This window comes from Amycolatopsis vastitatis, from assembly GCF_002234595.1.
In the GTDB taxonomy this organism is placed as follows: Bacteria; Actinomycetota; Actinomycetes; order Mycobacteriales; family Pseudonocardiaceae; genus Amycolatopsis; species Amycolatopsis vastitatis.
The window spans coordinates 1-17,624 of the sequence record NZ_NMUL01000045.1 but is presented as its reverse complement, the minus strand read 5'-3'; the positions used below and the strand labels follow the sequence as shown (position 1 = coordinate 17,624).

General features: G+C 70.1%; 19 protein-coding genes. 15 read left to right on the top strand and 4 right to left on the bottom strand.

What is annotated here, in order from left to right; all coding sequences use genetic code 11:
- Positions 1–49 precede the first annotated feature (49 nt).
- Genes CF165_RS37465 through CF165_RS37420 form a run of 10 tightly spaced genes read left to right on the top strand, consistent with a single transcriptional unit; the run spans position 50 to position 9,619 of the window.
- A complete protein-coding gene (locus CF165_RS37465) occupies positions 50–838 on the top strand; it encodes an MlaE family ABC transporter permease (protein ID WP_093952444.1) in 789 nt (262 codons plus the stop codon).
- Positions 838–1,686 (top strand): MlaE family ABC transporter permease, encoded by an 849-nt coding sequence (locus CF165_RS37460; protein ID WP_167441687.1) that lies wholly within the window; start codon positions 838–840, stop codon positions 1,684–1,686. The genes CF165_RS37465 and CF165_RS37460 overlap by 1 nt, the downstream gene beginning before the upstream one ends.
- A complete protein-coding gene (locus tag CF165_RS37455; RefSeq protein WP_093952337.1) occupies positions 1,683–3,017 on the top strand; it encodes an MCE family protein in 1,335 nt (444 codons plus the stop codon). Before CF165_RS37460 ends, CF165_RS37455 begins: the two co-directional genes overlap by 4 nt.
- Positions 3,014–4,051, top strand: a complete 1,038-nt coding sequence (locus CF165_RS37450) for an MCE family protein (RefSeq protein WP_093952336.1) — start codon at positions 3,014–3,016, stop codon at positions 4,049–4,051. The genes CF165_RS37455 and CF165_RS37450 overlap by 4 nt, the downstream gene beginning before the upstream one ends.
- Positions 4,048–5,079, top strand: a complete 1,032-nt coding sequence (locus CF165_RS37445; RefSeq protein WP_167441686.1) for an MlaD family protein — start codon at positions 4,048–4,050, stop codon at positions 5,077–5,079. The genes CF165_RS37450 and CF165_RS37445 overlap by 4 nt, the downstream gene beginning before the upstream one ends.
- Positions 5,076–6,269, top strand: a complete 1,194-nt coding sequence (locus tag CF165_RS37440; RefSeq protein WP_093952334.1) for an MCE family protein — start codon at positions 5,076–5,078, stop codon at positions 6,267–6,269. The genes CF165_RS37445 and CF165_RS37440 overlap by 4 nt, the downstream gene beginning before the upstream one ends.
- The gene (locus CF165_RS37435; RefSeq protein WP_093952333.1) at positions 6,266–7,429 is read left to right on the top strand and encodes an MCE family protein; all 1,164 of its coding nucleotides are present in this window, start codon (positions 6,266–6,268) and stop codon (positions 7,427–7,429) included. The genes CF165_RS37440 and CF165_RS37435 overlap by 4 nt, the downstream gene beginning before the upstream one ends.
- Positions 7,426–8,655: an MCE family protein gene (locus tag CF165_RS37430; RefSeq protein ID WP_093952332.1), complete on the top strand. Its 1,230-nt coding sequence runs from the start codon at positions 7,426–7,428 to the stop codon at positions 8,653–8,655. The genes CF165_RS37435 and CF165_RS37430 overlap by 4 nt, the downstream gene beginning before the upstream one ends.
- Positions 8,652–9,140, top strand: coding sequence for an Rv1363c family protein (locus CF165_RS37425; protein ID WP_093952331.1), 489 nt, complete (start codon positions 8,652–8,654; stop codon positions 9,138–9,140). Before CF165_RS37430 ends, CF165_RS37425 begins: the two co-directional genes overlap by 4 nt.
- Positions 9,137–9,619, top strand: a complete 483-nt coding sequence (locus CF165_RS37420) for a hypothetical protein (RefSeq protein ID WP_093952330.1) — start codon at positions 9,137–9,139, stop codon at positions 9,617–9,619. Before CF165_RS37425 ends, CF165_RS37420 begins: the two co-directional genes overlap by 4 nt.
- A gap of 25 nt (positions 9,620–9,644) precedes the next feature.
- Here CF165_RS37420 and CF165_RS37415 read toward each other — a convergent pair whose 3' ends face one another.
- From CF165_RS37415 to CF165_RS37405, 3 genes are read right to left on the bottom strand one after another with little or no spacing between them, the layout of a single operon-like run.
- Entirely contained in the window at positions 9,645–10,739 is a 1,095-nt protein-coding gene (locus CF165_RS37415; RefSeq protein WP_093952329.1) for an MAB_1171c family putative transporter, read from the bottom strand.
- The gene (locus tag CF165_RS37410) at positions 10,732–11,202 is read right to left on the bottom strand and encodes a hypothetical protein (RefSeq protein ID WP_093952328.1); all 471 of its coding nucleotides are present in this window, start codon (positions 11,200–11,202) and stop codon (positions 10,732–10,734) included. Before CF165_RS37410 ends, CF165_RS37415 begins: the two co-directional genes overlap by 8 nt.
- Positions 11,199–11,615: a helix-turn-helix domain-containing protein gene (locus CF165_RS37405; RefSeq protein WP_093952327.1), complete on the bottom strand. Its 417-nt coding sequence runs from the start codon at positions 11,613–11,615 to the stop codon at positions 11,199–11,201. The genes CF165_RS37410 and CF165_RS37405 overlap by 4 nt, the downstream gene beginning before the upstream one ends.
- 370 nt (positions 11,616–11,985) lie before the next feature.
- On the opposite strand from CF165_RS37405, the gene CF165_RS37400 reads away from it, so the two are divergent.
- Positions 11,986–12,396: a peptidase inhibitor family I36 protein gene (locus CF165_RS37400; RefSeq protein ID WP_093952326.1), complete on the top strand. Its 411-nt coding sequence runs from the start codon at positions 11,986–11,988 to the stop codon at positions 12,394–12,396.
- Positions 12,397–12,418: 22 nt separating this feature from the next.
- Positions 12,419–13,291, top strand: a complete 873-nt coding sequence (locus tag CF165_RS37395; RefSeq protein ID WP_093952325.1) for a hypothetical protein — start codon at positions 12,419–12,421, stop codon at positions 13,289–13,291.
- 28 nt (positions 13,292–13,319) lie between these two features.
- On the opposite strand, the gene CF165_RS37390 is transcribed toward CF165_RS37395, so the two are convergent.
- Positions 13,320–13,799 carry a hypothetical protein gene (locus CF165_RS37390; protein WP_093952324.1) on the bottom strand — a complete coding sequence of 160 codons (480 nt, stop codon included), beginning with the start codon at positions 13,797–13,799 and terminating at the stop codon, positions 13,320–13,322.
- Positions 13,800–13,862: 63 nt separating this feature from the next.
- On the opposite strand from CF165_RS37390, the gene CF165_RS37385 reads away from it, so the two are divergent.
- The 3 genes from CF165_RS37385 (at position 13,863) to CF165_RS37375 (ending at position 17,371) form a co-directional block, all read left to right on the top strand.
- Complete coding sequence (locus CF165_RS37385; RefSeq protein WP_093952323.1) at positions 13,863–15,104, top strand: aspartate aminotransferase type Ic; 1,242 nt, start codon at positions 13,863–13,865, stop codon at positions 15,102–15,104.
- Between the two features lie 116 nt (positions 15,105–15,220).
- On the top strand, positions 15,221–16,198 hold the full coding sequence (locus CF165_RS37380) for a ferritin-like domain-containing protein (protein WP_093952322.1): 978 nt from the start codon (positions 15,221–15,223) through the stop codon (positions 16,196–16,198).
- Between the two features lie 66 nt (positions 16,199–16,264).
- The gene (locus CF165_RS37375; RefSeq protein WP_093952321.1) at positions 16,265–17,371 is read left to right on the top strand and encodes an FAD-dependent monooxygenase; all 1,107 of its coding nucleotides are present in this window, start codon (positions 16,265–16,267) and stop codon (positions 17,369–17,371) included.
- The last annotated feature ends 253 nt before the right edge of the window (positions 17,372–17,624 follow it).

Sequence of the window (17,624 nt, the reverse complement as noted above, 5' to 3'; positions counted from 1 at the left end):
CGGGTGTGGAGAAGACTCGGAGGTCAGCGAAGACCTACTGGGAGGTGTGGTGAGCGACAGCACTGGCACGCTCCCGGGAACTGCGGCCCTGACCCAGGTCGGCCGCTTGGCGACGCTTTCCTGGGAAGTCCTGCGCGCGATCTTCAAACGGCCCTTCCAGGCGCGCGAGTGGATCCAGCAGTGCTGGTTCTTCGCGAGCGTCACGATTCTCCCGACGGCACTGGTGGCCATCCCGTTCGGCGCGGTGATCGCGCTGCAGCTCGGTTCGCTGACCGCGCAGATCGGCGCGCAGTCGTTCACCGGCGCGGCCAGCGCGCTGGCCATCGTGCAGCAGGCCAGCCCGCTGATCACCGCGCTGCTCGTCGCGGGCGCGGGCGGCAGCGCGGTCTGCGCGGACATCGGAGCGCGCAAGATCCGCGAAGAGATCGACGCCATGGAAGTCCTCGGCGTCAACCCGATCCAGCGTCTCATCGTGCCGCGCGTGCTCGCCGCGATGGTGGTTTCGGTGCTGCTCAACGGCTTGGTCAGCGTCGTCGGCGTGCTCGGCGGCTACTTCTTCAACGTCGTCCTGCAGGGCGGCACACCCGGGGCGTACCTGGCCAGCTTCAACGCCCTCGCGCAGGTGCCGGACCTCTGGGTCAGCGAGATCAAGGCGCTGCTGTACGGCTTCGTCGCCGGGGTCGTCGCCGCCTTCCGCGGGCTGAACCCGGCGGGCGGGCCGAAGGGCGTCGGCGACGCCGTCAACCAGGCCGTGGTCATCACGTTCCTGCTGCTGTTCCTCATCAACGTCGTGCTCACCGCGATCTACCTGCGGATCGTCCCGCCGAAGGCCATGTGATGACGGCGGAACCCCTGGACGCCGACCGGACGCTCGAGTACCTCGCGCGGCCGGGCCAGAGCCTGGAAGGGCTCGGCAAGCAGCTGGCGTTCGCCGCGAAAGCGCTCGCCTGGTCGCCGCGCACGATCCGTCGCTACAGCCGGGAAACCCTGCGGCTGCTGACGGAGGTCTGCTTCGGCACCGGCGGCCTCGCGGTCATCGGCGGCACGCTCGGCGTGATGGTCGGGATGACGTTCTTCACCGGCCTGATCGTCGGCCTGCAGGGCTATTCCGCGCTCAACCAGCTCGGTACGGCCGCGTTGACCGGGTTCATCTCCGCCTACTTCAACACCCGCGAAGTCGCACCGCTGTCCGCGGGACTCGCCTTGAGCGCCACCGTCGGCTGCGGCTTCACCGCCCAGCTCGGCGCGATGCGGATCTCCGAGGAGATCGACGCCCTGGAAGTCATGGGCGTGCCGAGCATGCCCTACCTGGTGACGACGCGGGTGCTCGCCGGCGTCGCCGCGGTGATCCCGCTGTACGCGGTCGGCCTGCTGTCGAGCTATCTGGCCTCGCGGCAGATCACCATCTGGCTCTACGGCCAGTCCGCGGGCACCTACGACCACTACTTCACGCTCTTCTTGCCACCCGGCGACGTCCTCTGGTCGTTCGGGAAGGTGATCGTGTTCAGCGTGCTCGTGATCCTGTCCCATTGTTACTACGGCTTCAACGCGAGCGGCGGCCCGGCCGGGGTCGGCGTGGCGGTGGGCCGCGCGGTGCGGACGTCGATCGTGCTGATCTCGGTGCTGGACTTCTTCCTGTCCCTCGCGATCTGGGGCGCGAACACCACGGTGAGGATCTCGGGATGAGGCGCGAGCTCTGGCAGCGGCTCCGGTACCAGGTGCTGGGGCTGGCCTTCCTGCTCGTCGCCGCCTTGTTCATCGCGTCCACGCTCGCCGTCTACAACAAGGCCTTCACGCCCGTGACGATGGTGAAGCTGGAAACCGACCGCGTCGGCAGCCAGCTGCGCACCGGCGGCGACGTCAAGGTCCGCGGCATGCTCGTCGGCGAAGTCCGGTCGGTGCTCGCGAAGGGCGACCACGCCGAGCTGGAGCTGGCCCTCGACCCGGACAAGACGGCCGTCATCCCGGCGAACGTGTCCGCGCGGCTGCTCCCGAAGACGCTCTTCGGCGAGCGCTATGTCGCCCTCCAGCTGCCGGAACGCAAGGATCGGCCGATCAAGGCGGGCGACGTCATCCCGCAGGACCGCAGCAGCGCCGCGATCGAGCTGCAGAAGGTCCTCGACGACGTCATGCCGCTGCTGCAGGCGGTCCAGCCGGAGAAGCTGTCGAGCACGCTGACGGCGGTGGCGACCGCGCTCGACGGCCGCGGCAAGCAGCTCGGCCACACCCTCGCGGGCCTGTCCGACTACCTCGGCAAGCTCAACCCGTCGCTCCCGGACATCAAGGCCGACATCACCGGCCTGGCGAACGTCGCGAACACCTACGACAAGGCGGCGCCGGATCTCCTGCAGGCGCTGTCCGACCTGACGACGACGAGCCGGACGATCGTCGACCAGCGCGACCGGCTGAGCGACCTCTACGCCACGGTCACCGCCGCTTCGGTGGACCTCACGAACTTCCTGCAGGTCAACGAGGACAACTTGATCCGGCTCACCACGGCGATCCAGCCGACGCTGGACGTCCTCGCCAAGTACGCGCCCGAGTACCCGTGCCTGCTTCGGCAGCTCGCCGAGTCCGTGCCACGGGCGGAGCTGGCGTTCGGCAAGGGCACCGCGCACCCCGAGGTCAGCCGGGTCACCATCGAGTTCGCCGCCAGCCGGGGCAAGTACCTGCCCGGCGTCGACGAGCCGAAGTACGAGGACAAGCGCGGCCCGCGCTGCTACCCGAGCGTTCCGAAGCCCGGGGTGTGGCCGCAGTACCCGCCGGACGGCGCCATCAAGGACGGCTCCAGCAAGCCGGCGCCGCCGAAGAACCCGCCCGAGACGCTGCCCGGCCCGATCACGGCGGGCGGTGGGGCCGTCGGTGGCGGCGGCACGATCGTCGGCTCGGCCTACGAAGAGGACCTGATCGACCTGCTCGCTTCGCCCGCGCTCGGCACCTCGCCCGGCGACGTGCCCGGCTGGGCCGGCCTGCTCGTCGGGCCGCTCTACCGCGGGGCGGAGGTGGAGCTGAAGTGAGGAGCTTCGTCCCGTCGCTGGTGAAGCTGGGGATCTTCGCGGTGGTCACCGTGCTGTTCACCGGGATCCTCGCGGCCACCATCGCGAACACCAACTTCGGCGAGACGTCGGGTTACCTGGCCAAGTTCACCGACGCGTCCGGTCTCAAGGAAGGCGACGACGTCCGCATCGCCGGCGTCAAGGTCGGGCAGGTCGACACCATCGAGGTCGTCGAGGGGGAGCGGAACCTCGCCCAGGTCCGGTTCGACGTCGAACACGCCTACCGGCTGCCCGAGACGGTGACCGCGACGATCAAGTACCGCAACCTCGTCGGCCAGCGCTACCTCGCGCTCGGCACCGACGTCCCGGGCGGCAAGACGCTGCCGGACGGCGGCACGATCCCGCCGGAGCGCACGAAACCCGCGTTGAACCTCACCGTGTTGTTCAACGGGTTCAAGCCGCTGTTCAAGGCGTTGAGCCCGAAGGACGTCAACCAGCTGTCGGCCGAGATCATCAGTGTCTTCCAGGGCGAGGGCGGCACGATCACCAGCCTGCTGCAGCACACCGCGTCGCTCACCACCGCGATCGCGAGCAAGGACCAGGTGATCGGCCAGGTCATCGCCAACCTCAACACCGTCCTCGGCACGGTCAACGCCCACGGCCCGCAGCTCGGCGACCTCATCGAGCAGACCCAGAAGCTGGTCAGCGGGCTGGCCGAGCAGCGCAAGCCGATCGGGGACGCGGTCAGCGCGCTCGGCGACCTCGCCGTGTCCACCATGGGCCTGCTCGCCGACGCGCGCCCGGCGTTGAAGGACGACGTCGCGAAGCTCGGCACGCTCTCGCAGAACCTCGGCGACTCCGGCGTGCTGCTCAACCACCTCCTCGAGGTGCTGCCCGGCAACCTGCAGAAGTTCACCCGGACCCTGAGCTACGGCAGCTGGTTCAACTACTACCTGTGCGGGATCACCGGCACCATCGGCATTTCCTCGCTCGACATCACCCTGCCGATCATCCCCATTCCCGGCACGCAGCGCGCGGAGAGGTGTGGTCCGTGAAGCCGCTGAAGGAACGCCACCAGGCGGGAGTCGGCGCGGTCGCGCTCGTGCTGATCGTGCTCGTCACGGCCACGACGTACTTCTCCGACCAGCTCCCGTTCTTCGGCAACGGCACGACGTATTCGGCGTACTTCGGCGAGTCCGCCGGGCTGGCGCCGGACAACGAGGTCGAGGTCGCCGGCGTCAAGGTCGGCACGGTGTCGTCGGTGAAGCTGGCGGGCAAGCAGGTCCTCGTGAAGTTCCGGGTGAAGGACGTCCGGGTCGGCGACGCGACGACGGCGTCCATCGAGATCAAGACGCTGCTGGGGGAGAAGTACCTCGCGCTCGACCCGAAGGGCAGCGGCGCGCAGGAGCCGAACCAGACGATCCCGCAGGCCCGCACCCGCACGCCGTTCCAGCTGCAGGACGCCTTCGAGCAGCTGTCGACGACGGTCGGCGACATCGACACGAAACAGCTCGCCGACAGCTTCAACGCGTTGTCCGACAGCCTCAAGGACAGCCCGCAGTACCTGAAGGACACGTTGAACGGGCTTTCCTCGCTGGCGAAGACGGTGTCGTCCCGCGACGCCGACCTGCACACGCTGCTGGCCAACACCAGCCAGGTCTCGAAGACGCTGTCCGACCGCAACGCCCAGCTGCAGCGCGTGATCAGCGACGGCAACCTGCTGCTCACCGAGCTGCAGAACCGCAGGGCCGCGATCAACGCCCTGCTCACCGGCACCCAGCAGCTGTCGCAGCAGCTGACCGGGCTGGTCCAGGACAACCGCGAACAGCTGAAGCCGACGCTGGAGAAGCTCGGGAAGGTGACCGACATCCTGCAGCGCAACCAGGGCAACCTCGACAAGAGCCTGCAGCTGATGGCGCCGTTCGCCCGCGTCGGCGCCAACGCCACCGGCAACGGCCGCTGGTTCGAAGGCTACCTGTGCGGGCTGCTTCCGCCGACGATCACCGTCGGCGGGCTGCACATCAACCCCGAAGGCTGCACCCCGCCGATCGCGGCGCCGAACCAGGGGGTGGGCCGCCGATGACCATCCGCACCTATCGCGGCCGGAGCCTCGTGACGTGGCTGGCGTTCGCGTGCGTCCTCGCGCTGATCGTCACCGCCGGGTTGTACCTGGTGTTCCGGTCGTCGGCCGGCACCAGGCTTTCCGCGTACTTCGGCAAGACCGTCGGCCTGTACGCGGGTTCGTCGGTGCGGGTGCTCGGCGTGCCGGTCGGCCAGGTCACCGACGTCACGCCCGAAGGCGACGCGGTCCGCGTCGACATGCGGGTCGACGACGTCCCGCTGCCGGCCGACGTCGGCGCCGTCGTCGTCGCGCCGAGCCTGGTCAGCGACCGGTACGTCCAGCTCACCCCGGCCTACGACGCGGGGCCGGCCCTGGCGACGGGCACGGTCCTGCCGCGTGAGCGCACGGCGACGCCCGTGGAGCTGGACGACCTCTACTCCAGCCTGGACAAGCTCTCGACGGCGCTGGGCCCGAACGGCGCCAACAAGAACGGCGCGTTGTCCGGTGTGCTCGACACCGCCGCGAACACGTTGAAGGGCAACGGGGCTTCGCTGAACTCGACGGTCGGTCAGCTCGCCCAGCTCGCGAAGACCCTCGACGGCTCGAAGGACGACCTGTTCTCGACCGTGCAGAACCTGAACTCCTTCACCGGCGCCCTGGCCCAGAGCGACCAGCAGCTCAACGAGTTCTACGGCCGCGTCGCCGACGTCAGCCGGTTCCTGGCCGCCGACTCCGCCGACGTCGGGGCCGCGCTGCAGTCCCTCGGCGGTGCGCTCGGCGACGTCCAGCAGTTCGTCAACGACAACAAGGCCGCGTTGGAGTCCAATGTGGACAAACTGGCGTCGCTGTCGAAGGTCCTGGTCGACCAGCGCGCCGCGCTCGCCGAGGTGCTCGACATCGCCCCGACTGGCGCCACGAACTTCATCAACTCCTACGACGCGGCGTCGGGCACCATCGCCGTCCGCGACAACCTCAACGAACTCACCAACCCGCCGATCCTCACCGTGTGCCGGCTGATCAGCGCGGCCACCCCGAAGGAAGTCCCCGACGCACTCGGGAACATCTGCAAGCAGCTCGCGCCGATCCTGGACGGGGCGTTGAAACTCCCGACCATCCCGCAGGTGCTCAACTCCCTGCAGAACGGGACACTTCCGCCGTTGCCGCTCCCGCTGGTCGACGTGATGGAACAGCTTTCCGGCGGTGCGAAGTGAACCGGCGGCAGCGGGTCGCCGGCGCGCTGGCCGGGGTGCTCGTGCTGGCCGGCTGCAGCGACGGGGGGTTCAACGGCCTCTACGGCATGCCGCTGCCGGGCGGCGCCGACGTCGGCGACCACCCGTACCACGTCACCGCGCTGTTCACCGACGTGCTGGACCTGGTGCCGCAGTCGAGCGTCAAGGTCAACGACGTCGCGGTCGGCCGCGTCGACAAGATCACCCTGACCCCCGACACGCGGTCGGCGCTGGTGGCGATGACCGTCAACGGCGACATCGCGCTGCCCGCGAACGCCCGCGCCGAGCTGAAGCAGTCCAGCCTGCTGGGGGAGAAGTTCGTCGAGCTGAGCGTGCCCACGGCCGAACCGGCCGCCGGGAAACTGGCCGACGGCGCGCAGATCCCGCTCGGGCGCACCAACCGCAACCCCGAGGTCGAGGAGGTGCTCGGCGCGCTTTCCCTGCTGCTCAACGGCGGCGGCGTCGAGCAGATCCAGAAGATCAGCCACGAACTCAACGACGCCCTTTCGGGCAACGAGCCGGAGATCCGGGCGCTGCTGTCGCGGGTGGACGAGCTGGCCACCCAGCTGGACGGGCACAAGACGGAGATCCTCCGCGCGATCGACGGGCTCGGAAAGCTCTCGAAGACCTTGACCGGGCAGACGCAGAACCTGACGAACGCGCTGGACAACCTCGCGCCAGGCCTGAAGATCGTCACCGACCAGCGCGACCAGCTCGTGGGCATGCTGAACGCGCTGAACACGTTGTCCGGCGTCGCGGTCGACACCGTGACGAAGAGCCGGGACCAGCTCGTCGCGAACCTCAAGGCGCTGCAGCCGACGTTGACGAAGCTCGGCGAGGCGGGCCAGAACCTGCCGAACGCGTTGCAGATCCTGCTGACCTACCCGTTCCCGGACTACGCGGGCAACGTGATCAAGGGCGACTACGCGAACGTCGAGGCGAACGTGAACCTCGACCTCGACACGCTGATCCAGAACTTCACGAACTCGTCGCAGCCGCCGATCGCGCTGCCGTCCGGGATCGGCGGTCAGCAGACCCCGGTAGCGCCGCCGCTGCCCCTGCCCGACCTCGGCTCGGTCCCGCAGGCCGCCGGCCCCGACCTGCTGGGCGGCCTGCTCGGCCTGATCGGGGGTGGCCGGTGACCCGCAAGATCCGCGTCCAGCTGTTCGCGTTCGTCGTCATCGCGGTGGTGTCCGTCGTCTACGCCGGCGGCCACTACGCCGGGCTGGACCGGCTCTTCGGCAACCGCGGCTACGTCGTCACCGCCCAGCTGACCGACTCCGGCGGCATCTTCGTCAACTCCGAGGTCGCCTACCGCGGGGTCACGGTCGGCCGGGTGACGTCGATGACGCTCACCGAGCACGGCGTCGACGTCGCCCTCGACATCGACGCGGGCGCTCCGGACATCCCGGCCGACGCGCACGCGCAGGTGGCGAACCGCTCGGCGGTGGGGGAGCAGTTCGTCGACCTCCTGCCCCAGCACAACGGCGGCCCGTTCCTGAAGGACGGCTCGGTGATCACCGCGGACCGGACGTCGCTGCCGCCGTCGCCGGACACGGTGCTCAGCCACCTCGACGACCTCGTCGCGAGCGTGCACCCGGACTCGCTGCGGACGGTCGTCGACGAGACGTACGACGCGTTCGCGGGCGCGGGACCGGAACTGCAGCAGCTGCTCGACAGCACGGGTTCGCTGACCGCGGTGGCCGCGCAGTACGTGCCGCAGACGCAGGGGCTGCTGGCGAACTCGCGGATCGTGCTCGGCACCCAGGAACGGCAGGCGGCGAACATCACCGACTTTGCCAGCGGCCTTCGCACGATCGCGGGGCAGCTCAAGAAGTCGGATCCGGACCTGCGGCGGGTGATCGCGCAGGCACCGCAGCTGAGCAGGCAGATCAGCGACGTGCTGGCCGCGTCCGGCACCGACCTGGGCGTGCTGTTCGCCAACCTGCTGACCACGGCGCAGATCACGACGTCCCGCACGGACTCCATCGAGGAACTGCTGGTGGCGTACCCGATCATCTCGGCGTTCTCGCCGTCGACGTCCCCGGACGGCACGGGCCACCTCGGCGTGGTGTTCAACTTCTTCGACCCGGCTTCGTGCACGAAGGGCTACGAAGGCACGAAGGAGCGTCCGGCGAACGACACCACCGAAGCGCCGGTGAACATGAACGCCTACTGCGCCGAGCCGCCCGGCAGCCCGACCGGGGTGCGCGGGGCGCAGAACGCGCCTTACGCGGGGAAGCCGCCCGCCATTCCCGCGGCGCCGCAGCAGCAAGCCGCGTCGGCTCCTCAGCAGCTGCCGGGAATGCTGAGCCTGCTCACGGGGCCGTCGGCGGGTGGGCTGGCCAAGCTGCTGGGCGCGCCGTGAAGCTGAGGTTCCTGGTGGCGGCGGCGGTGCTTTCCGTGCTGGCGGCGGCTTTCTCGGGCTGGTCGTGGTGGCGCGCGGCCACCGACGACGCTTCGGCCCGGGGCCGCGAGCGGGACGCGGTGCTGGCGGCGGCGGGTCCGTCACTCGTCACGTTGAACACGATCGACTACCGCACGGCGGCGGCGGACGTGGACCGCTGGATAGCGGCGACGACGGGACAGTACGGGAAGGACCTCGCGGGCGACCGCCAGCTGCAGATCGACCGTGCCTCGACGGCGCGCACGGTTTCCTCCGCCTCGCTGGTCCAGGCGGCGGTGACGGAAATCGACGTCTCCTCGGGCTCGGCCCGGCTGCTGGCGGTGCTCGACGTCCGGGTCTCGACGGGAGGCGGAGCGGTCACCCCGAAGATGAACCGGCTGACGGTGGACGTGGCCCGGTCCGACGCGGGGTGGAAGATCTCCGGCGTCCAGGCGGCGGGCTCATGACCCGCATCCTGGCGGCGGTGGTGGTGCTGGCCCTGGGCTGCGCGGTGTGGTTCGGCATCGAGACGGCGTCCCTGTCCCCGGGCGACAACCAGGCCCTGGTGGACCCGGCGGCGACTGCCGACGTGACGTCGGAGGTGAGCGACGCGGTGAAGGCCGTGTTTTCGTACGACTACGCGAACCTGGCCCGTACCGAGCGGGCGGCCGCGGAGGTCCTGACCGGCGACGCGGTCCGCCAGTACCAGGCCCAGTTCGCCTCGGCCCGGACCCGGGCGGTCACGGAGAAGCTGGTCCGCACGACGACGGTCCGGGCGGCGGGGGTGCGTTCACTGAAGGGTGACGAGGCATCGCTGCTGTTGTTCCTGGACCAGCAGACGGTGACCCAAGGCGGCGGCGCGCCGTCGTCGTCGGTCGCTCAGCTGTCGGTGACGGCGAAGCGGGTCGACGGCCGCTGGAAACTGGCCACCCTGACGGCGCTTTAGTGCCGAGCCGGCCATTCCCAACGTCCTAGCCACATTTACCGCCGGGCATCTTGCGGCGGTAGGCATCGGCGACGTCGCTCAGGTAGGTCGTGTCGCTGACGAGGTCGCCCCCGCCGGACACGACGGCCTCCTGCTCCCTCGGTGCCGTCCCGCGGGCCCGGGCACGCAGGGCCTCGGCGACGACCGCGGCCTCCACCTCCGCTTCCAAGCTCCGGCCGGCCAGCCCCGCTCGCCGCGCCTCCTTTCTCGCCGTGACGGCCACCGTGGGGTCACGGTACGGCTGGAGCGCCAGCAGGCCGTCCCGGATCTCGATCACCCGCCGGTACAGGCGCAGCTTCAGGTTCCCGAGCGCCACCGCGCCGGGCGGGGCGAGGGCGATCTCCGGGGCGGCCCGGTACAGGTCCGTCCACAACGGACTCAGGCGGCGGTAGAGGTGGTAGCGCGACAGCCAGCCGGCCACGGCGGGCAGTGCGGCGCCGAGCAGGACCAGCACGTGGGCCGCCGTCGGGAGCACCTTGCCGACCAGGAACTCCCGGCCCAGCGGATAGTCGAAGCCCCATCGCGGCGACGCGGCCAGGATCGTCTTGTTCACCAGGTACAGCACCGCCGCCGCGGTGCCCGCGACGATGAGCCACAGACCGATCCGCAACACCGGGTCACCGGCGATCCGGGCGTAGCGCAGGCACAGCACGATCACCGCGGCGAACGCCGGGATCTGCGCGGCGGCGTAGGCGATGCAGTACTCCATCACCCACGGCGACTGCGGCATCAGGTCCGGGGTGAGCGCGAAGAACACGCACATCACCACGAACGTCCCGGCGATCCACCAGCTCTGCCACCGAAATCCGGTCGGCGCCCCGCTCAGGTGCGCCAGGAACCGCTGCGCCGCCCACACCGCGAACAGCATGCCCGCGTGCCCCACCAGCCGCGGCAGGTCCTCGGCGCCGGTCAGCTCCTTGATCGCCGCGTGCCCGGCCGGGGTCAACGCGGTCAGCGAGACGGCGAGGCCGCCGAACACCCACCGCACCGACCGGCGGCCGCGGTCCTGCCCACCCCGCCGGACCGCGAACAGGGTCCAAGCCAGGATCGGGGGCCCGTACCGGATCAGCCATTCACCCATCGCCGTCCCCCAGCGCGTCGCGGAGCCGGTCGAGGGGGCCCGTGCCCCCGCGTGCCCGCTGCTGGATCAGCGTGGCGAGCATCTCGGCCTCGCGCTCCTCCGCCGTCGAGTAGCCGGACCGGCCGAGCACCCGGCGCACCATCTCGGGATCCAGGCTGGGAAGCAGGGCCTGGGCGGGCAGTGACTCCGGGTAGTGGTCGCACAGCACGTGGCTCAGTTCGTGCAGGATGATGTGCTCCTGGTGCGGCGGCGTGGTCACCTCTTCGTAGAAGATCAGGTCCGTGGTGGCGGTAGCCACCCAGAGCCCGCAGACCCCGGTCAGACCGGCCATCGGGAACAGCCGGATCGGCCTCCCGCGCTCACGGGCGACCTGTTCGCACAGGGTCCGGGCGTCGAAGGGAATCGGCATCGGCAGGTCGCGCAGGCGTGCTTCGCAGCGCTTGCGCAGTCGCCGGTCGCTCACCGCCGCGCGTCCGGGTCGGGCAGTCCTTCCAGTTCGCGCACGCGGTCGACCATTTCCGCGATGGCCTCCAGGCTCTTCGGCGACAACCCGTTGGCGCGCAGGGCGATCTGCCGGACCGGCGCGTCGCGCAGCACGCTGAGCAGCGCCAGTTCGGCATTGATGCGCTCCGCTTCGGCGTCGTCGAAGAAATAGGCGGCCGGGACGCCGAAGAAGCCCGCCAGCGCCTCCAGGTGCCGCTTGGTCGGATTGTCACGCAGGCCCTTGCGCAGCTGCCAGAGGTAGGTCGCCGAGATGGTGGGGCCGCCCTTGGCGCGGATGGCCTCGGCGACCTCTTCGAAGGAGTACTCGTTGCCCGTGCGCGGCCGCACGGTGCTGAACAGGTGGTCCACCTTCGCGGCGAGCGTCTCCGGCATGGGCCCACTTTACCGGCCACCAGCTGATGTGAAGGCGGTAAGCCGCACAAGTCGTACCGTAGTTGACGGTTCTCTCAGGCCAGTTTATGCTCGGTCCGGTATTCATCAGCTGAAATGAAGTGACCGCGGCGACGAGGGGGCCTCGTGGAACTCGGAGTTCAGCTTGAGCCGGTCATGGGCGCTGGAGGCGCGCCCGTCGTCTGAAGCGGTCTGGGCGGTCGTTTCACCACGAGACGTCGCCCGGGAGCCGGCCGCGTCATTCCTTGCGTCTTCCCCGTGCGCCCGGCGTTTTCCGCCGGGCGTGGCTGGGACGTGCGCGGAAATTCCGGGGAATGGCCGGATTTGTCATTCATCAGAGGGAGGAACAACCATGTCCGCACATCTCTTGCGCAAAGCCGTCGCGACGGGGGCCGCAGTGGCCGCCGTCGCGACCGGAATGGTCGCCACCGCCGGGACCGCCGGCGCGACCACGACCGTCGAAAACACCTGTCCGAACTTGTACTTCTGCCTGTACTACAACTCGAACCGCGGTGGCGCGATCGCGACCTTCTTCAGCCGGGACGCCAACTTCGCCGATGACCACTTCGCCGGGAGCGGCGCCGGGCGCGGGCAGGTCGTGAAGAACAACGCGGCCTCGGCGCAGAACAACCAGACCGGCCTCGAGGCGTGGGTGTGGTTCAACAGCAACTTCGGCGGTGCGCACGACGTCGTGCTCCGCAGCAGCTGGCGCAACCTGACCGCGACCTACAACGAAAATGCCTCGTTCGACTGGCACAGCTGACCGGCCGGGCCCGCGGAGGCACGTGGCCTCCGCGGGCCTGCTGGTCCTCCTGACCGCCTGTTCCGCCACGCCGCCCGCGGCCGACCCGCTCGAGGTGCCTTCGCTGGAGTCGATCGTGGTCGACGGGATCCGGCCGATCGGCGACAGCACGAGCCTGCCGCTGCCGATCGATCCCTACCAGTGGAGCGACAGCGACACCCGGACGATGGGCCGGGCCTTGGACCGGGCGGCCGGGCGCTGCCTCTCCGGGTTCGGGCTGGCCATGCCGGTCACGCCGGCGATGCCCGACGTCGGGCCGGCGTCGGTGACCGCGCGCCGGTACGGCCTGACCTCCGGTTCCGAGGCCGCGACGAGCGGCTACCGGCTGAAGGCGGCGATGGACGCCGGTCCCCGGCCGGCGCCGTCACCGCCCGATCCCGAAGTCGCCGCGGTCCTCCGGGGCACGACCGGCCGGGTCGGGGGACGCGTGGTCCCGGCCGGTGGCTGTGCGGGACAGGCCGCCGCCGAACTCGGCGCGGGAGCCAGGCCCGGGGCGGCCGACCTGGTCCAGGACATCAACACCCGGTCGTGGGAGCTGTCCCGGACGCATCCGGTGGTGACCGCCGCGTTCCGGGCGTGGTCCGCCTGCATGAAGAAGGCCGGCGCCGACTATCCGGACCCGATGGCCGCGATGAACGACCGGCGGTTCACCGGGGTGCCGTCACCGCGGGAAATCGCCGTGGCCCGAGCGGACGTGGCGTGCAAGACGGCCACGAACACCACCGGGATCTGGTACGCGGCCGAAGTCGCCGTGCAGCGGAAGATGATCGAACGAAACCAGAGCGCGTTGGACGTCGCGAAGCGCGTGAAGAACGATCAGCTCGCGCTCGCACGGAAAACCCTGGCGGCGCCATGAGGTCGGGTGCAGCGGTCCGGGCGCGGGGCTAGCCGTCCCAGACCGTGGCACCCTGGCGGAGAACCTCCACATCGGACCGCTCCTCGACCGGCCACAGCTCCACCACGTACCGGTAGTGCTCGCCGAACTCGTGCTCGTTCCAGGTGACCGCGGGCGGACCGGCGGGCACGTAGGAAACCCGCGCCCGGTACAACCCCGGCAGCACCGAGAAGAACCTTTCCTGCGACGGGTAGTCCGCGGGCCCGGAAATGACCAGCCGGCCGCTCGGAACCGGAAGATCCGCTTCCACCACGTGCTCGGCGTCGGCGGCCAGGACCGGCGCCGAGGGCAGCAGCGTCACCGACGACTCCACCACGTCCGAGCGCGCCGTCGCGATGGCGAGGCCGCCGGGCTCCGCCCCGATCCGGTGGGATTCCACCGCTTCCGGCGTCCACCCGGTGCCGGTCAGCCGCGCACCGGAATCCCGCACGGTGAACTGCCGCTGGTCGGCGTGGACGACGAGATGCACACGAACCACCCTAGCCAGGACCCGCCCCGAAATGGTATCGACACCAGGGTTAGCGTTGAGGCCATGACCACTGCTTCCGTCGACGTCGACACGGCCCGCAGCGACTACGCGGCCCTGGTCGGCCGAGGCCTCTCCCTGGACATCACCCGCGGCAAGCCGTCCCCCGAGCAGCTCGGCCTTTCGAACGGGCTGCTGAGCCTCCCCGGCGACGGCACCTTCAAGGCCGAGGACGGCACCGACGTCCGCAACTACGGCGGCCTCCAGGGCCTGCCGGAGCTGCGCCGCATCTTCGCCGGCGCGCTGCAGGTGCCCGCCGGGCAGCTGCTCGCCGCGGGCAACTCCAGCCTCGAGCTGATGCACGACGCCGTCGTCCAGGCCCTGCTGAGCAAGCTCCCCGGCGCCGAGCGCCGCTGGGCCGACGAGCCGCAGGTGAAGTTCCTCGCCCCCGTCCCGGGCTACGACCGCCACTTCGCGCTCACCGAGCGCTTCGGCATCGAGCTGGTCCCGGTCGCGATGACCGACGAGGGCCCCGACATGGACGCCGTCGAGACGCTGGTCGCCGAGGACCCGGCCGTCAAGGGCATCTGGTGCGTGCCGAAGTACAGCAACCCCACCGGTGTCACGTTCAGTGACGACGTCGTCCAGCGGCTCGCCACCATGCGCACCGCGGCGCCCGACTTCCGGATCTTCTGGGACAACGCCTACGCCGTGCACCACCTCACCGACGACGAGCCGGAGCTGGCCGACCTCCTCGCCCTGGCGACCGAGGCGGGGAACGCCGACCGCGTGTTCGTGTTCGGCTCGACGTCGAAGATCACCCTCGCCGGCGCCGGCGTCGGCTTCTTCGGCGCGTCCGAAGCCAACCTCGCCTGGTGGACCGGCAACATCGGCAAGCGCACGATCGGCCCGGACAAGGTCAACCAGCTGCGGCACGCGCACTTCCTCTCCGACGAAGACGGCGTCCGCGCCCACATGCGCAAGCACGCGGCGATCATCGGCCCGAAGTTCGCGGCCGTCGACCGCATCCTCACCGAGGAGCTGGCGGACCTGGCGTCCTGGACCAAGCCGACCGGCGGGTACTTCATCACGCTGACCGTCCCGCAGGGCACCGCGAAGGAGGTCGTGCGGCTGGCGAGGGAGGCCGGTGTCGCGCTGACCCCCGCCGGGGCGACCCACCCGCACGGCGACGACCCGGCCGACGCCGTCATCCGCATCGCGCCGACCTTCCCGAAGCTCGAAGAGGTCGAGGAGGCCGTTCGCGCGCTGGCGGTCTGCGTCCGGCTCGCGGTCGCGCAGCGCGGCTGAGCTGGGCAAACCGAACTCGATCAAAAATTTTCCCGTTTTGACCGAGCCGGGGGCCGTCCGGGTACGTATGACCGGTGGGTGAGGTGGACGAACTCGTCACGAGAGGACGTCCCCCGGTGTTCGGAAAACGCTACACAGAGCAGCTGATCGAGCGCAGCGCGGAGAACGCGACCGACCGCCGCCGCTTCCTCAAGGCTGCGGGAGCGGCGGGGCTCGGCGTCGCGGGTGCCGGCGCGCTCGGCACAGCGCTGTCGCTCGGCCTCGGCTCTGCCGGTGCCACGCAGCAGTACGGTGCGCAGGGAGGTGACAAGGCGAAGGAGGCGGCGAGCGATGCCGCGGTCCTGAACTTCGCGCTGAACCTGGAGTACCTCGAGGCGAACCTGTACTCGTTCGCCGTCTACGGCTACGGGCTGAACGAGAAGTACGTCAACGGCGTCGGCAACCTGGGCAAGGTCTCCGGTGGGCACGCGGTGAAGTTCAAGAGCGAGCACACCAAGCAGATCGTCCAGGAGATCGCCGGCGACGAGGTCGCCCACGTCAACTTCCTGCGCAAGGCGCTGGACAAGGCCGCCGTCGCGCAGCCGGAGATCGACTTCCAGAACAGCTTCACCGCGGCCATGCAGGCGGCCGGGGTGATCCAGAAGGGTCAGACGTTCGACCCCTTCGGGAGCGAGAACAACTTCCTGCTCGCCGCCTACCTGTTCGAGGACGTCGGCGTGTCGGCCTACAAGGGCGCGGCGCCGCTGGTGAACAACAAGACGTTCCTCGACGCGGCGGCCGGCATCCTCGCGGTCGAGGCGTACCACGCGGGTATCGTGCGCAGCCAGCTGTTCGAGCGCGGCCTCGGCGACATCACGAACAAGATGTCCGACGCCCGCGACAGCCTCGACGGCAAGGCCGACGACGACGAAGGCGTGATCAAGGACGGCAAGGCGAACCTCGTCCCGGCCGACGCCAACGGCATCGCGTTCGGGCGGTCCGCGGACCGCGTGCTCAACATCGCCTACCTCAACCCGGACAAGGTGTCCTCGGGCGGGTTCTACCCGCGCGGCCTCAACGGTGAAATCGCCACCAGCGGTGCGAAGGAGAAGTAGGCACCGCGTGCCGCCGCCACGGTAACGTCACAGGCGGCGGCACGCGGAGTCGACGGGGGGCGCGAGGTGCGGGTACTGGTCGCGGGTGGCGGGATCTCCGGCACGGTCACGGCGATGGCGCTGAAGCTCGCCGGGCACGAGCCCGTCGTGTACGAGGCCTATCCCGCCGGCGGGGACGACATCGGCGCGTTCCTCACGATCATGCACAACGGCATGGACGCGTTACGCGCGATCGGCGCCCACCAGCCGGTGATCGACGCGTCCTTCGCCCCTTACGGCGTCGAGCTCGTCGCCCCGACCGGGGAAACCGTGGGGCGGCGGGAATTCGACACCGAAGGCCTCGACGGGCCGCGCACCCTGACCCGCGCGACGCTCTACCGCGTCCTGCAGGACGAGGCGGTGCGCCGAGGTGTCCCGCTGGAGCGCGGCAAACGGCTGGTGAGCGCGGCCGCGGGGGCCGGCGGCATCACGGCGGAGTTCGCCGACGGAACCGCCGCGACCGGCGACGTCCTCGTCGGCGCCGACGGCCTGCGCTCGGCCGTCCGGCGGCTGATCGACCCGGCCGCGGCCGAACCGCGCTACACGGGATTGACCGTCGTCTACGGCTACACGCGGGCCGGCGGGCTGCCCGCCGCGCCCGGGATCTACCGGATGATCCGCGGCGGCAAGGCGGCCTTCGGCTTCACCACCGACCCGGACGGCGCGACGTTCTGGTTCGCCCGCATCCCGGACGCCGAGCGGCCGCGCGAGGCCGTCGCCGCGGTGACCGCGGAGGGCTGGCGCGAGTTCGCCGGCGCGGCGTTCGCCGAGGACCCGTTGCCCTGCAAGGACATCATCGCGGCGACGGACGGCGAGGTCTTCGGCGGCCACTCCTACGACGTCCCGGAGACCCGGGTCTGGTCGACACCGGAAATGGTCCTCGTCGGCGACGCCGCCCACGCCGCGTCCCCGGCCGCCGGTCAGGGTGCCTCGATGGCTCTCGAAGACAGCGTGATCCTCGCGCAGTGCCTGCGCGACCTGCCGGACCCGGCCTCGGCTTTCGCGGCGTACGAAGGACTTCGCCGCGAGCGCGTCGAGAAGCTGGTGAAGGCGAGCGCGGGCGGGGACGTCGGCGACGAGCGCGGCTGGCTGTATTCGCACCACATCGACTGGGCCGCGAAGATCACCGCTTAGCGCTCGGCCGCGCGGGTGGTCGTGAGTGAGAAACAGTGTTCTAACGCTGTGCTTGAGTTCAGGACATCGTGAACAGTTGATGTTTCAGGACATCGTGAACACTGACCGGCCTGTCAGCATGGTGACCAGCGGTGTTGTGGTGATCATGCGGCGATGGGCAGAGCAGGGTTTTCGATGGATCCTGAGTTCGTCGCCGCGGTCGCCCGCGCCGCCTCCGGCGAAGACATCAACATCGCGCGGTTCTGCCGCAAGC